Origin of the sequence: Nonomuraea phyllanthi, assembly GCF_006334985.2 — a bacterium.
Lineage (GTDB): Bacteria > Actinomycetota > Actinomycetes > Streptosporangiales > Streptosporangiaceae > Nonomuraea > Nonomuraea phyllanthi.
In genome coordinates, this window is sequence record NZ_VDLX02000001.1 from 399,218 (window position 1) to 412,440 (window position 13,223).

Below are 13,223 nucleotides of genomic sequence, written 5' to 3' on the forward strand. Positions count from 1 at the left end.
TTTCTTCGTGCTCTCCCTCTTGGTCCAGTCATGAGACGCCCCACCCTGGAAGCGGTCGCCGCGCGGGCGGGGGTGTCGCGCGCCACCGCGTCCCGGGTCGTCAACGGCCAGACGACGGTGGCGCCCCAGATCCGCGACGCCGTGCTGCGCGCGATCGACGAGCTGGGCTACGTGCCCAACCCGGCCGCGCGCAGCCTGGTCACCCAGCGCACCGACTCCATCGCCCTGGTCGTCAGCGAGCCGGGCACCCGGGTCTTCTCCGAGGACCCGATGTTCTCCACGGCGATCAGGTCGGCGTCGATGGAGCTCGAAACGGTCAACAAGCAGGTCGTGCTGATGCTGGCCGCCTCCGCCAAGGGCCATGCCCGCGTGGAGCGTTACATCGCGGGCGGGCACGTCGACGGGGTCATGCTGATCTCCATGCACGGGGCCGACCCGCTGCCGGCCGCGCTCTCGCGCCTGCGCGTCCCCGTGGTCTCCTACGGGCGGCCCGCCGTGCCGGTGGACATCCCGTACGTCGACAACGACAACGTGGGCGGGGCGGAGACCGGCGTGCGGCACCTGGTGGAGCGGGGCAGGCGCAGGATCGCCACGATCGCGGGCCCGCAGGACATGATCGGCGGCCAGGACCGCCTGACCGGCTACCGCAACGTGCTGCGCGACTCCGACCTGCGCTCGATCGTCGCGGTGGGCGACTTCACGCGCGAGTCGGGCGCGATCGCGATGCGGCAGCTCCTGCGCGACGACCCCGAGCTGGACGCCGTCTTCGTGGCCAACGACCTGATGGCGGTGGGGGCGCTGCAGTCGCTGCGCCAGGCCGGGCGCCGGGTGCCCGACGACGTGGCGGTGGTGGGATTCGACGACATCGAGGCGGCGAAGTACACCGAGCCGCCGCTGACGACGCTCAGGCACCCGGTGGCCGAGCAGGCGGCGGCCATGGTCAGGCTGCTGCTCGGACTGTTCGAGGGCGGGGCGGCCGACCCGGTGATCATGCCGACGGAGCTGGTGGTCCGGGAGTCCGCGTGAGCGCCGTGCCGGTGGTCAGGGGGTCGGCGTGAGCGCCCCTGCTGGTGGTCAGGGGGCCGGCGTGAGCACCGTGGCCTCGGTGGCGCGCCTCGCCGAGGAGCACGGCGTCGGCGTGCGCGATCCGGTCGTGCTGCGCGACTCGTTCAGCCTGCGGATCCACCTGCGGCCCGCGCCCGTCGTGGCGCGGGTGCCCACCGTGACCGCGTTCGGCCGCGGCCGGCCCGAGGACGCGCTGCGGCGGGAGCTGGAGGTGGCGTCCTACCTGCACGGGCAGGGCGTGCCGGTCGTGCCGCCGTCCGGGCTGCTGCCTCCGGGGCCGCACGCGCGTGACGGGATCCTGGTCTCGTTCTGGACGCACGTCGAGCACGACCCCGGCCATCAGGTGAGCCCCGAGACGGCCGGGCGGGCGCTCGCCGAGCTGCACGACGCGCTGCGGGGCTTCCCCGGCGAGCTGCCCCGCCTCGGGCCGGTGCTCGACGAGCCGCCGCGGCTGCTGGAACTGCTCGACGGGCACCTCCCCGGCGACGTGGCGGCGCGGCTGCGCGACGCGTACGCGGGCCTGGCGGAGCGGCTGGCGGGCCGGCCGGCGCGGGCGCTGCACGGCGACGCGCACCCCGGCAACCTCCTCGCCACGCCCGCCGGGCTGCTGTGGAACGACTTCGAGGAGACCATGGCCGGGCCCGTCGAGTGGGACCTGGCGTGCCTGCTGCGCACGACGCGGCTCGACGGGCGCGCGGCCGTGCGCGCCTACGGCGCCGATCCCGATGATCCGGGCATACGGCACTTCCTGGCGGCCCGCGCCCTCCAGGGCACGCTCTGGATGCAGCTGCTCGCCATGCGCCTGCCCTCGGAGGCCGACGCGGCGCGTACGGCGCTGGAGGCGTGGCTCCGCGACCCCAGCGGCGCCACCCGCTAGACCCGGAAGACGCGCAGCTGGAGCGCGAGGGTCGTGTAGTAGCCGACCAGCGTGGTCAGCTCGAACAGCTCCCGCTCCCCCAGCGCCGCGTACTCCGCGTCGTCCAGATCCTTCCTGGCGACCAGGGCGCGGGTCACCGCCAGCACGGCCCTCTCGGCAGGGTCGTCCAGCGCCAGGGGCTCGCCGTCGCGCAGCGCCTTGAGCTGGTCGCCGGTGAACCCGAGCTCCCGGGCGATGGGCTCGTGGGCCTGCCGCTCGAACGCGCTGTTTTCGTGCCCGGCGACCACCAGGACGGCCAGCTCCCTGGCCCGGTCGCTCAGCGACGAGCGGTAGCGGACGGCCGCGCCGAGCTCCTGCAGCGGGTCGCCGACGGGCGGGCTGAGGAGCATGGCGTTGAACGGGCCGGCGAGCCCGCCGTCGGGGTCGACCATGAACCGGCCGCGCGGCCCCGCGGTGATCTTCTCGTAGAGCGCGCGGGCGTCATGGGCCAGGTCGTCCGGGGGTGTCCTGCGCAGCCGTGCCATCCCGTGATCGTAACGCCGCCCGCGCCACCTGCGCGTACGCGGCCATGTTGACACCGTATACCTCGATGTTTACGGTGTATACATGCTTCTCGCACTCGCGGCCACGGCCGCCTCGGCGGTGCTGTTCTTCTTCGGCACGGGCTTCGCGCCGATCCCGGCGCTGACCTGGCTGGCACCGCTCCCGATGCTGCTGCTGGCGCCGCGCGTGAGCGGCCGGGCGGCCTTCCTGCTCGCGTCCCTGGCCTTCCTGCTGGGCGTGACCAACCAGCTGACCTTCTTCCTGCGCACCCCGTCGGTGCCGCAGCCCATCGGGTTCGCCATCATGATCGGCAGCTCGCTGCTGTTCGGGCTGGTGGTCTGGCTCTTCCAGGCGCTCGCCCGGCGCGGGCTGCTGCTGCTCGCCGCCTGCGCCGCGCCGGCCGTGTGGGTGGCGTTCATGTACCTGACCGCGGTGACCAATCCGACCGGCATCGTCTGGCCGCTGGCCACCTCCGTGGCCGGCGTGCCGGTGGTGACGCAGATCGCCTCGGTGACGGGCGCCTGGGGCGTGGAGTACGTCCTGCTGCTGGCGCCGGCCGCGCTGGCGGCGGTGCTCTGGCCGGGGGCCGCCTGGCGGCCGCGCCTGCGCACCGGTGCGGTGGGCGCGGCGGCGTGCCTGCTCGTGCTCGTCTTCGGCGCCGTACGGCTGGCCGGCCCGGACCCCGCGACCGGGCCGCGGGTGGCGGTGATGTCGGCCACCCGCTACCAGTGGGCCCCCGACGCGGCGGCCCCGGACGTGCAGGCGCTGATCCGCGACTACGTCAAGGAGATCGCCGCGCTGCCCGAGGGCGTCGACCTGGTGGTCCTGCCCGAGGGCACGCTCGGCACCGACGAGGCGAGCCGGGACCGCGCGCTCGCGCCGCTGCGCGAGGTCGCCCGCGAGCGCGGCATGGACGTGGTCATCGGGATCGTGCACTCGACCCCTGAGATCAAGTACAACTACTCGGTCGCGCTCCCCGGCGACGGGTCGGCGCCGGTCTTCTACACGAAGTGGCACTTCGCGCCCGGGATCCCGTTCCGGCATGGAGACGAGCTGGCCTTCGCCCGTGACCGGGTCGGCCTGGCCAACTGCATGGACCTCAACTTCGCCTCCCCGATCCGCGACTACGCGAGAGCGGGGGCGCGGCTGATGGCCGTGCCGGCCGCCGACGAGTTCGGCAACGGCTGGCAGCACAGCCGCATGGGGCTGCTGCGCGGCGTCGAGACGGGGCTCCCGGTGGCCTGGGCGGCGCAGTGGGGCACGCCGATGATCTCCGACGCGTGGGGCCGGGTGCTGGCCGGGACGGACACCGAGGGCACGCGGCAGCCGTTCGTCACGGCCTTCGCCGACGTGCCCCAGGGTCCCGGGCCCACCGTGTACGCCAGGTTCGGCGACTGGTTCGCCTGGCTGTGCCTGGCGCTGACGGTGGCCGGGCTGGTGGCGCTCCGCTCAGTCCCGCGCCAGCCAGGCCGTCGTGTCGGAGGGCAGGACGCCGTCCTCCAGCGGGCCGCTGGAGAGCAGGAGCCGTCCCGGAGGTAGCGGCACCGGCCCGCTGCTCAGGTTGGTGACGCTGACCAGGCCGGAGTCCCTGGCGAAGGCCAGGACCTCCGGGCCGGTCGGCAGCCACGTCAGCGTGCCGTCGCCCAGCAGGTCGCGCCGCAGGCCGAGGGCCGTGCGGTAGAGGTTGAGCATCGAGCCCAGGTCGGTGCGCTGCGCCTCGGCCGTCAGCTTGCGCCAGCCGTCCGGCTGGGGCAGCCACGGCGTGCCGGCGCCGAAGCCGAACGGGGGCTCGTCACCCGACCACGGCAGCGGGACGCGGCAGCCGTCCCTGCCCGGGTTCGTGCCGCCGGACCTGGCGTACATCGGGTCCTGGCGCAGCTCGTCCGGCAGGTCCTCGACCTCCGGCAGGCCCAGCTCCTCGCCCTGGTAGACGTACACCGAGCCGGGGAGCGCCATGGCGAGCAGCGCCGCCGCCCTGGCGCGGCGGTGGCCCAGCTCCAGGTCCGACGGGGTGCCGTGGAGCCGGCCGCCGTGCGCGAACGCGGTGTCCGCGCGGCCGTACCTGGTGACGGGCCTGGTCACGTCGTGGTTCGACAGGACCCACGTCGGCGGGGCGCCGATCGGGGTGTGCGTGGTGAGGGTCAGGTCGATGACCCTGCGCAGCTCCGCCGGGTCCCACGGGCAGGCCAGGAAGTCGAAGTTGAAGGCCGTGTGCAGCTCGTCGGGGCGCAGGTAGCGGGCGAAACGCTCCTGGTCGGGGAGCCAGACCTCCCCGATCAGGACGCGCTCGCCGTACTCGTCGGCCACCTCGCGCCACCGACGGTAGACGTCGTGGACCTCGTCGAGGTCTTCGTACCCCTCCTCCGACTTGATCAGCAGGGCCGCGGAGTCGATGCGCACGCCGTCCACGCCCCGGTCGAACCAGAAGCGCAGCACGTCCTCGAACTCCTGGTGGACCTCCGGATTGCCCCAGTTGAAATCCGGTTGCTCCGGTGCGAACAGGTGCAGGTACCACTGGCCGTCGGGAACCTGGGTCCAGGCCGAGCCGCCGAAGATCGACTGCCAGTCGTTGAGCGGCTCGTCGCTGAACCAGAACCGGTCCCTGGCCGCCGGGTCGGCGAGTGCCTCCTTGAACCAGGCGCTCTCCGTGGAGCTGTGGTTCGGCACCACGTCGATGATGACCCTGATGCCCAGCTCGTGCGCCTCCTCGACGAACCGCTCCGCCTCGGACAGGGTGCCGAAGACCGGCTCGATGTCGCGGTAGTCGGCCACGTCGTAGCCGCCGTCGGCCATCGGCGACGGGTACCACGGATTGAGCCAGATGGCGTCGATCCCGAGATCCTTCAGGTACGGCAGGCGGGAGCGCAGGCCGGCGAGGTCGCCGACCCCGTCGCCGTTCCCGTCGGCGAAGCTACGCAGGTAGACCTGGTAGATCGCGGCCCCCCGCCACCACGTTTGCGACATGCGCTTATCCCTTGATGCTTCCGGCGGTGAGTCCCGCCATGATGTGCCGTTGGAAGATGAAGAAAACGATGATCATCGGAATGCTGGCGATGAACAGGCCGCCCATGACCTGGTTCTGCGTCACCGCTCCGGCCGTCTGCGACAGGCCCACGCTGACCGTCATCTTCTCGCTGTCGGTCATGACCAGCAGCGGCAGGACGAAGTCCTTGAACGCGGTGACGATCGTGAAGATGGAGACCACGCCGAGGATCGGCCTGGAGACGGGCAGCACGACCGACCACAGCACCCGCAGCGGGCCCGCGCCGTCGATCTGCGCCGCCTCGATCAGCTCGCGCGGGATGGAGTCGAAGAACCGCTTGAGCAGGAAGATGTTGAAGCCGTTGGCCGCCGCGGGGAACCACAGGCCCCACGGGTTGTTGAGCAGCCCCAGGTCGACGATCGTGACGTAGAGCGGGATCAGGATGACCATCGGCGGGATCATCAGCGTGGCCAGCATCGCGCCGAGGACCACGTTGCCGAACATCGGGCGCAGCTTCGACAGCGCGTACGCCGCCGTCACGTCCACCGCCATGGAGAACAGCCAGGCGCCCAGCGCGTAGTACGCGGTGTTGGCCAGCAGCGTGCCGATGTCGAACAGGTCCCACGCCTCGAAGAACGCGTCCAGGCTGGGCGCCTCCGGGGTGAGCGTGGGCGGCATCTGGGCGATCTCCTCCGGCGTCTTCATCGCGCCGGTGATCATCCAGTAGAGCGGGAAGACGAAGGCCAGCGTGAAGAGCACGATGACCGCGACGAGCACCAGCCAGTAGATCCGCCGGCCCCACCTGCTGTTGAGCTGGTGCGGCGAGACGATCGTGCGGAACTGCACCTGGATCGGCTTCGGCGAGCGCCTCCTCTGCCGCCGCCGCCCGGTGGCGGCGCGGGCCCCGACGGAGATCATGCCCGGTCCTCCCTGGTGGTGCGCAGCTGGAAGGCCGCGAAGAGGAGGAGCGCGAACATGAGCATCATGCCGAGCGCCCCCGCCTGGCCGTAGTTCATCTGCGAGAAGGCGAACTGGTACATCAGGTACGCGACCGAGACGGTGGCGTTCTCCGGGCCGCCGCCGGTCAGCATGTACGGCTCGATGAACACCTGCATGGTCGCCACGATCTGCAGCATCAGCATGAGCAGCAGGATCAGCCGGGTCTGCGGGATCGTGACGTGCCTGATCCGCTTGAGGATCCCGGCCCCGTCGAGCTCGGCGGCCTCGTACAGCTCGGGCGGGATGTTCTGCAGCGCCGCCAGGTAGATCAGCGTCGCGCTGCCCATGTTCATCCAGGTCGAGACGAGGACCAGGGAGATCAGGGCGGTGGACGACGAGTCCAGCCAGGCCAGCGGCGGCAGGTGGAAGAAGTCCAGGACCTGGTTGAACAGCCCGGGCCCCGGATCGTAGAACCACCTGAACAGCAGCACCGCGACGATCGGCGGCAGCATGACCGGCAGGTAGACCACGAACCGCAGGTAGGCCCGGGCGTGGCGCAGCTCGTTGAGCACGAGCGCGACGACGAACGGCACGGCATAGCCGCACAGCAGCGCGAGGAGCGTGAACTCCACGGTGTTCAGCCAGGCCTCGCCGAAGGCCGGGTCCGCAACGGCCGCCTTGAAGTTGTCCAGCCCCACCCAGGTGGGCGGGTTGATCAGGTCGGTCTTCTGGAAGCTCAGAACGAACTCCCTGACCATCGGATACCAGGCGAACACCGTGAAGCAGAACAGCGCCGCGCAGAGGAATCCGTAGGCCGTCAGATTGCGCCTCAAGATCCCCATAAGGTCAGCCCTTGGCCGCCAGCATGGCGTTCGCCTTGGTCTCGGCGTCCGCGAGGAGCTCGTCGATGCCGGCGTCCTCGCGGCTCAGGACGCCCGACATGGCCACGTCGAGGATGGCGTACAGCTCCTGGGCGTGGACCGGCTCCGCCTTCGGCGGGATGGTCGCGGCGGCCTCGACGTACGGCTGGTAGTGATCGACCGGCAGCGAGGCGTTCTTGACGCGGTCCTCCTGGATGGCCTTGCCCGTGGGCGAGGCGCCGTAGACGTCGTTGTCGGGCACGCCGACCGGGTTGCCGTTGGCCTTGCCGCGGGCGAAGTCGAAGCGGCCCTTGCCGACGGTGTTGAAGCGGAAGTCGATCCACTCCAAGCCGGCCTTGGCCTCCTCGGGCGTGGCCTTCGGGTTGATCATGAACGCCTCGCCGCCGCTCAGCGACGCCTTGGCCTCGGGGAAGCCGGTGATGCCGTAGTCGTCGACGTTGCCCTTGAACTTGTTGACCACGTCGGTGACCACGTCGGGCGCGCCCAGCATCATGCCGACCTTGCCGCTACCCATCGCCATCATCAGCGACTCCCAGCCGACCAGGAGCTTGTTGCCCATGCTGTTGTCGACCCAGCGCATGTCGTGCAGGTTCTGCAGCACGGCCTTGCCTTCGGGCGAGTTGAACGCGGCCTGCTTGTTGTCCGGGGTCAGGATCGAGCCGCCGCGGCCGTAGATGGCCTGCGTGAAGTGCCAGCCGCCGGTGTTGCCGCCGGAGTACTCGCCGTAACCGACGTAGCCCTGGCCGAGCCCGGCGATCTTCTTGGCGGCCTCGCGGACCTCGGCCCACGTCTTGGGCGGGCTGTCCGGGTCGAGCCCGGCCTTGGTGAACAGGGCGCGGTTGTAGACCAGGCCGACGCTGTAGTGCACGTTCGGCACGCCGTACACCTTGCCGTCCTTGGTGACGAGCTCGCGCACGTCGGGGCGCAGGTCGTTCCAGTTCTTGATGCTGCTGGTGTACTGCGTGATGTCGAGCGCCTGGCCCTGGGCGATGACGTCGGCGTAGTTGGTCACCGGCACCACGAAGACGGTCTCCATCTGGCCGCCCGCCAGCTTGGGGCCGAACGTCTTGGGGTCGAAGCACGGCTGCTGGTCCGTGCTCTTGACCGTCACGCCGGGGTGCGCCTTCATGAACGTGGCCACGTCGTCGTCCCACGCCTTGCGCTCCTTCGGCGCGGACTTGGCCGGTTGGCAGGCCACCGTGATCGTCACGGCCTTGGCGCCGCCGGGGGCGGGGGTGGCGGGCTCGCTGGAGCCACAGGCTGTGGCCGAGACGCCGAGCACGGATACGAGCAAGAGTCCGGTGGATCTCCGCATGGTCTGACCCTTCTGATGCGAGGTGCCCACACCATAGGATCGCGGATCGAAGTTCGCAATATTTCGACGGACTATTGCAAGATAACGACTGTGTCACGTGACACAGTCCCTGAAGGTCAGGGGTGGGCGCGGGCGGTGGAGGCGCGGACGACGAGCTCCGGCTCGAACAGCAGCTCGTCCGCCGGCACCACCGCCTTGTCGATCTGCGCCACCAGCAGGTCCACGGCCGCGCGGCCCATGGCGTCGATGGGCTGGCGGACGGTGGTCAGCGGCGGCTCGGTGCAGTTCATCAGCGCCGAGTCGTCGTAGCCGATGACCGAGATGTCCCCCGGGACGGCGAGCCCCGCGCGGCGGGCCGCCCTGATGGTGCCGAGCGCGAGCAGGTCGCTCGCGCAGATCACGCCCGTCACCTCGCGCCTGACCAGCCGGGCGGCTGCGGCGTGCCCGCCCTCCAGCGAGAACATCGTGTGCTCGACCAGCTCGGGGTCGCCGCCCTCCGCCTGGAACGTCTCCAGCTTGCGCCGCGACGGCATGTGGTCCTTCGGTCCGAGCACCATGCCGACCCGTTCGTGGCCGAGCGCGCGCAGGTGGGACAGCGCCATCTCGGAGGCCACCGCGTCATCACACGAGACCTGCGGGAAGTCGAGGCGCCTGACCGCCGCGTTGACCAGGACGGTCGGCAGCTTGCGCTCGTGCAGCAGCTCGTAGTGCCCGTGGGAGGCGTCGGCCTGGGCGTACAGGCCGCCGGCGAAGACGACGCCGCTCACCTGCTGCTGGAGCAGCAGGTCGACGTAGTCGGCCTCGGAGACGCCGCCGACCGTGCGGGTGCAGAGCACGGAGGTGAACCCCTGCTGGGCCAGCGCCCCGCCCACCACCTCCGCGAACGCGGGGAAGATCGGGTTCTGCAGCTCGGGGAGCACGAGGCCGACCAGCCTGGCCCGGTCGCCGCGCAGCTGGGTCGGGCGTTCGTAGCCGAGCACGTCGAGGGCGGTCAGCACGGCCTCGCGGGTCGCGTCGGACACCCCCGGCTTGCCGTTGAGCACGCGGCTCACGGTCGCCTCGCTCACCCCGACCTTCTTGGCCACCTCTGCGAGTCGTCGCGTCATGCGCAAACTATACGGCCATCGGCGCAAGTGTTTGCAACGGCTTGCGTCGGCCGTACGTCGGGGCTTGCACCGCGCATATGGCGGGCTTCCCAGCTCGCGACCGCCGCTGACCAGCGGAGGGATGCTCGAGTACGACGTCGCTGTCAGTCGAGTGCTTGCGAAAAACAGTCCAAATATTGCGGGTATCTGTTGGACATCCTATGGTTCGGCCAATCCGCCATACACGAAGGGCCACCCCCATGAGAGCAGTGTTAGCCGCCCTTACGTTACTCATCGGACTCCTGGCCGCACCCGCCCACGCGGCGGCCGACGTGAACGTCGCGGCCGGCAAGACGGCCACCGCGAGCAGCTTCACCGACGTCTACCCCGCCGCCAACGTCACCGACGGCAACCAGGCCACCTACTGGGAGTCGGCCAACAACGCCCTCCCGCAGTGGGTCCAGGTCGACCTCGGCGTCCCCGCGAGCATCGACCGGCTGGTGCTCAAGCTGCCGTCCGGCTGGCCCCGCCGCACGCAGACGCTGTCCGTCGAGAGCAGCGCCGACGGCTCCGCCTTCAGCACGGTCGTCGGCTCGGCCACGTACACCTTCGACCCGACGGCGACGATCACGTTCGACGCCACGACCACCCGCTACGTGCGGCTGCGGATCACCGCGAACACCGGGTGGCCCGCCGGCCAGATCAGCGAGTTCGAGGTCTGGGGCAGCGCGCCGGACAACCCTCCGGACGACGGGACGAACCTGGCGCTCGGCAGGCCCATCACCGAGTCTTCCCACACCCACACGTACGTGGCCGCCAACGCCAACGACGACGACGTGCGCACCTACTGGGAGGGCGCCGCGTACCCCGGCACCCTCACCGTCCAGCTCGGCGCCAACGCCCACCTGAGCTCGATCACCCTGAAGCTCAACCCGGACCCCGTCTGGGCCAGGCGCACCCAGACCATCCAGGTGCTCGGCCGCGAGCAGAGCGCCACCGCCTTCGGCAGCCTGGTTCCGGCGAAGAGCTACACTTTCGACCCGGCCACCGGCAACGCCGTCAGCATCCCGGTGACGGCCGAGGTCGCCGACGTCCAGCTCCGGTTCACGGCCAACTCCGGGGCCCCGGGCGGGCAGGTGGCCGAGTTCCAGGTCTTCGGCGAGGCGTCGGCCAACCCGGACCTGACCGTCAGTGACCTCAGGTCGAGCCCGGCCGCTCCGGTCGAGACGGACGCGGTCACGCTCTCCGCCACCGTCAGGAACGCGGGCACCGCGGGCTCCGCCGCCACGTCCGTGACCTTCTACGCGGGCACCGAGAAGGTCGGCAGCGCGAACGTGGGCGCGCTGGCCGCCGGTGCGTCGGCCACCGTGTCGGCGGACATCGGGCCCAGGGACGCCGGCACGTACCAGCTCTCCGCGAAGGTGGACGAGGACGACGACGTCATCGAACTGAACGAGGCCAACAACGCCACCACCGGCACGCTGACCGTGAAACCGGTCGACACGGCCGACCTGATCGCCTCCCCCGTCGCCTGGACGCCCGGCAACCCCGCCGCGGGCAACACGGTGACGTTCTCGGTGGCGATCAAGAACCAGGGCACGGTCGCGTCCAGTGGCGGGTCCCACGGCATCACGCTCACCGTCACGAACGCCTCCGGCACCGTCGTCAGGACCCTGACCGGCTCCGCGAGCGGCGCCATCGCCCCCGGCGCGACCACGAGCCCCGTGGACCTGGGCACGTGGACCGCGGCCGACGGCAGGTACACGGTCAAGACGGTGCTCGCGGGCGACGCCGACGAGCTGCCCGTCAAGCGCGACAACAACACCAGCGAGCTGCCGCTGTTCGTGGGCCGCGGGGCGAACATGCCGTACGACACGTACGAGGCCGAGGACGCCGTGATCGGCGGCGGCGCGGCCCGCGTGGGCCCGAGCAGGGAGATCGGCACGCTCGCCGGCGAGGCCTCGGGACGGCGCGCGGTCACGCTCAACCAGACCGGCGCGTACGTCGAGTTCACCACCCGGGCGGACACCAACACTTTGGTCACCCGCTTCTCGATGCCCGACGCCGCGGGCGGCGGCGGCCTCAGCTCCACGCTGAACGTCTACGTCGACGGCACCTTCCTCAAGGCGATCAACCTGACCTCCCACTACGCCTGGCTCTACGGCCCCGAGGCGAGCCCGAGCAACAGCCCGGGAGCCGGCCCGCCCCGGCACATCTACGACGAGGCGAACGTGCTGCTCGGCACCACCGTGCCGAAGGGCAGCAGGATCAGGCTGCAGAAGGACGCGGCCAACACCCAGACGTACGCGATCGACTTCGTGGACTTCGAGCAGGCCACCCCGATCCCCAACCCGGACCCGGCGAAGTACGCCGTACCGGCCGGATTCTCGCACCAGGACGTGCAGAACGCGCTCGACAAGGCCCGCATGGACGCCGGCCTGGTGGGCGTATACCTGCCGCAGGGCGACTACCAGACGACCGGCAAGTTCCAGGTGTACGGCAAGTCGGTCAAGATCGTCGGCGCCGGGCCGTGGTTCACCCGGTTCCACTCCCCCGCGAGCCAGGAGAACACCGACGTGGGCTTCCGCACGGAGGCCTCGGCCAACGGCTCCACGTTCGCGAACTTCGCCTACTTCGGCAACTACACCACGCGCATCGACGGCCCCGGTAAGGTGTTCGACTTCTCGAACGTCGCGAACATGACGATCGACAACATCTGGACCGAGCACCAGGTATGCCTGTACTGGGGCTCGAACACGGACAACATGACGATCAAGAACTCCCGGATCCGCGACATGTTCGCCGACGGCCTGAACATGACCAACGGCAGCACCGGCAACCACGTCACCAACGTCGAGACCAGGGCCACCGGCGACGACAGCTTCGCGCTGTTCTCCGCGACCGACAACAACCCCGGCGAGCAGACCGGCAACGTCTACGAGAACCTGACCTCGCTGCTCACCTGGCGGGCCGCGGGCGTGGCGGTCTACGGCGGCTACGACAACACCTTCAGGAACATCTACGTCGCCGACACGCTGACGTACCCGGGCGTCACGATCAGCTCGCTCGACTTCGGGATCCCGATGCACGGGTTCGGCGCCAGCCCGCCGACGACGTTCGAGAACATCTCGCTGGTCCGGGCGGGCGGCCACTTCTGGGGGCAGCAGACGTTCCCGGCGCTGTGGCTGTTCTCCTCGTCCAAGGTGTTCCAGGGCATCCGCGTCGACAACCTGGACATCGTCGACCCGACGTACAGCGGGATCATGTTCCAGACCGGCTACTCCGGCGGCGCTCCGCTCAACCCCGTCAAGGACACGATCCTCACCAACGTCTCGATCAGCGGGGCGCACAAGAGCGGCGACGCCTTCGACGCCAAGTCCGGGTTCGGCATCTGGGTCAACGAGATGCCCGAGCCGGGTCAGGGACCGGCCGTCGGGTCGGCCACGATCAACGGCCTGACCTTCGCCGACAACCACCAGAACATCAGGAACACGACCTCGACGTTCACCCTGACCACCAACTGACCACCAACTGG

General features: G+C 70.5%; 10 protein-coding genes. 4 read left to right on the forward strand and 6 right to left on the reverse strand.

What is annotated here, in order from left to right; translation table 11 throughout:
• Positions 1-30: 30 nt before the first annotated feature.
• Entirely contained in the window at positions 31-1,026 is a 996-nt protein-coding gene (locus FH608_RS01860) for a LacI family DNA-binding transcriptional regulator (RefSeq protein WP_139628015.1), read from the forward strand.
• A 61-nt stretch (positions 1,027-1,087) separates the two neighbouring features.
• Positions 1,088-1,942 (forward strand): aminoglycoside phosphotransferase family protein, encoded by an 855-nt coding sequence (locus tag FH608_RS01865; protein WP_193318185.1) that lies wholly within the window; start codon positions 1,088-1,090, stop codon positions 1,940-1,942.
• Here the strand turns inward: FH608_RS01865 and FH608_RS01870 are convergent.
• Positions 1,939-2,466: a carboxymuconolactone decarboxylase family protein gene (locus FH608_RS01870; protein WP_139628017.1), complete on the reverse strand. Its 528-nt coding sequence runs from the start codon at positions 2,464-2,466 to the stop codon at positions 1,939-1,941. The genes FH608_RS01865 and FH608_RS01870 overlap by 4 nt on opposite strands.
• An 82-nt stretch (positions 2,467-2,548) precedes the next feature.
• Here FH608_RS01870 and FH608_RS01875 point away from each other — a divergent pair, with 82 nt between their 5' ends.
• Positions 2,549-4,024 (forward strand): nitrilase-related carbon-nitrogen hydrolase, encoded by a 1,476-nt coding sequence (locus FH608_RS01875; RefSeq protein ID WP_139628018.1) that lies wholly within the window; start codon positions 2,549-2,551, stop codon positions 4,022-4,024.
• On the opposite strand, the gene FH608_RS01880 is transcribed toward FH608_RS01875, so the two are convergent.
• The 5 genes from FH608_RS01880 to FH608_RS01900 form a co-directional block, all read right to left on the reverse strand.
• A complete protein-coding gene (locus tag FH608_RS01880; protein WP_139628019.1) occupies positions 3,935-5,449 on the reverse strand; it encodes a glycoside hydrolase family 13 protein in 1,515 nt (504 codons plus the stop codon). The genes FH608_RS01875 and FH608_RS01880 overlap by 90 nt on opposite strands.
• Positions 5,450-5,453: 4 nt before the next feature.
• Positions 5,454-6,386, reverse strand: a complete 933-nt coding sequence (locus FH608_RS01885) for a carbohydrate ABC transporter permease (RefSeq protein ID WP_226898865.1) — start codon at positions 6,384-6,386, stop codon at positions 5,454-5,456.
• Positions 6,383-7,249: a carbohydrate ABC transporter permease gene (locus FH608_RS01890; protein WP_139628020.1), complete on the reverse strand. Its 867-nt coding sequence runs from the start codon at positions 7,247-7,249 to the stop codon at positions 6,383-6,385. The genes FH608_RS01885 and FH608_RS01890 overlap by 4 nt, the downstream gene beginning before the upstream one ends.
• Before the next feature lie 4 nt (positions 7,250-7,253).
• Complete coding sequence (locus FH608_RS01895; protein WP_193318186.1) at positions 7,254-8,603, reverse strand: ABC transporter substrate-binding protein; 1,350 nt, start codon at positions 8,601-8,603, stop codon at positions 7,254-7,256.
• Positions 8,604-8,719: 116 nt separating this feature from the next.
• On the reverse strand, positions 8,720-9,709 hold the full coding sequence (locus FH608_RS01900; RefSeq protein WP_139628022.1) for a LacI family DNA-binding transcriptional regulator: 990 nt from the start codon (positions 9,707-9,709) through the stop codon (positions 8,720-8,722).
• Positions 9,710-9,948: 239 nt separating this feature from the next.
• On the opposite strand from FH608_RS01900, the gene FH608_RS01905 reads away from it, so the two are divergent.
• Positions 9,949-13,212 (forward strand): discoidin domain-containing protein, encoded by a 3,264-nt coding sequence (locus tag FH608_RS01905; RefSeq protein ID WP_139628023.1) that lies wholly within the window; start codon positions 9,949-9,951, stop codon positions 13,210-13,212.
• The last annotated feature ends 11 nt before the right edge of the window (positions 13,213-13,223 follow it).

Excerpts from the sequence above, each read along its gene's own strand:
- FH608_RS01860 (WP_139628015.1), top strand. The coding sequence starts at position 31 with ATGAGACGCCCCACCCTGGAAGCGGTCGCCGCGCGGGCGGGGGTGTCG.
- FH608_RS01870 (WP_139628017.1), bottom strand. The coding sequence starts at position 2,466 with ATGGCACGGCTGCGCAGGACACCCCCGGACGACCTGGCCCATGACGCC.
- FH608_RS01875 (WP_139628018.1), top strand. The coding sequence starts at position 2,549 with ATGCTTCTCGCACTCGCGGCCACGGCCGCCTCGGCGGTGCTGTTCTTC.
- FH608_RS01880 (WP_139628019.1), bottom strand. The coding sequence starts at position 5,449 with ATGTCGCAAACGTGGTGGCGGGGGGCCGCGATCTACCAGGTCTACCTG.
- FH608_RS01885 (WP_226898865.1), bottom strand. The coding sequence starts at position 6,386 with ATGATCTCCGTCGGGGCCCGCGCCGCCACCGGGCGGCGGCGGCAGAGG.
- FH608_RS01890 (WP_139628020.1), bottom strand. The coding sequence starts at position 7,249 with ATGGGGATCTTGAGGCGCAATCTGACGGCCTACGGATTCCTCTGCGCG.
- FH608_RS01895 (WP_193318186.1), bottom strand. The coding sequence starts at position 8,603 with ATGCGGAGATCCACCGGACTCTTGCTCGTATCCGTGCTCGGCGTCTCG.
- FH608_RS01900 (WP_139628022.1), bottom strand. The coding sequence starts at position 9,709 with ATGACGCGACGACTCGCAGAGGTGGCCAAGAAGGTCGGGGTGAGCGAG.
- FH608_RS01905 (WP_139628023.1), top strand. The coding sequence starts at position 9,949 with ATGAGAGCAGTGTTAGCCGCCCTTACGTTACTCATCGGACTCCTGGCC.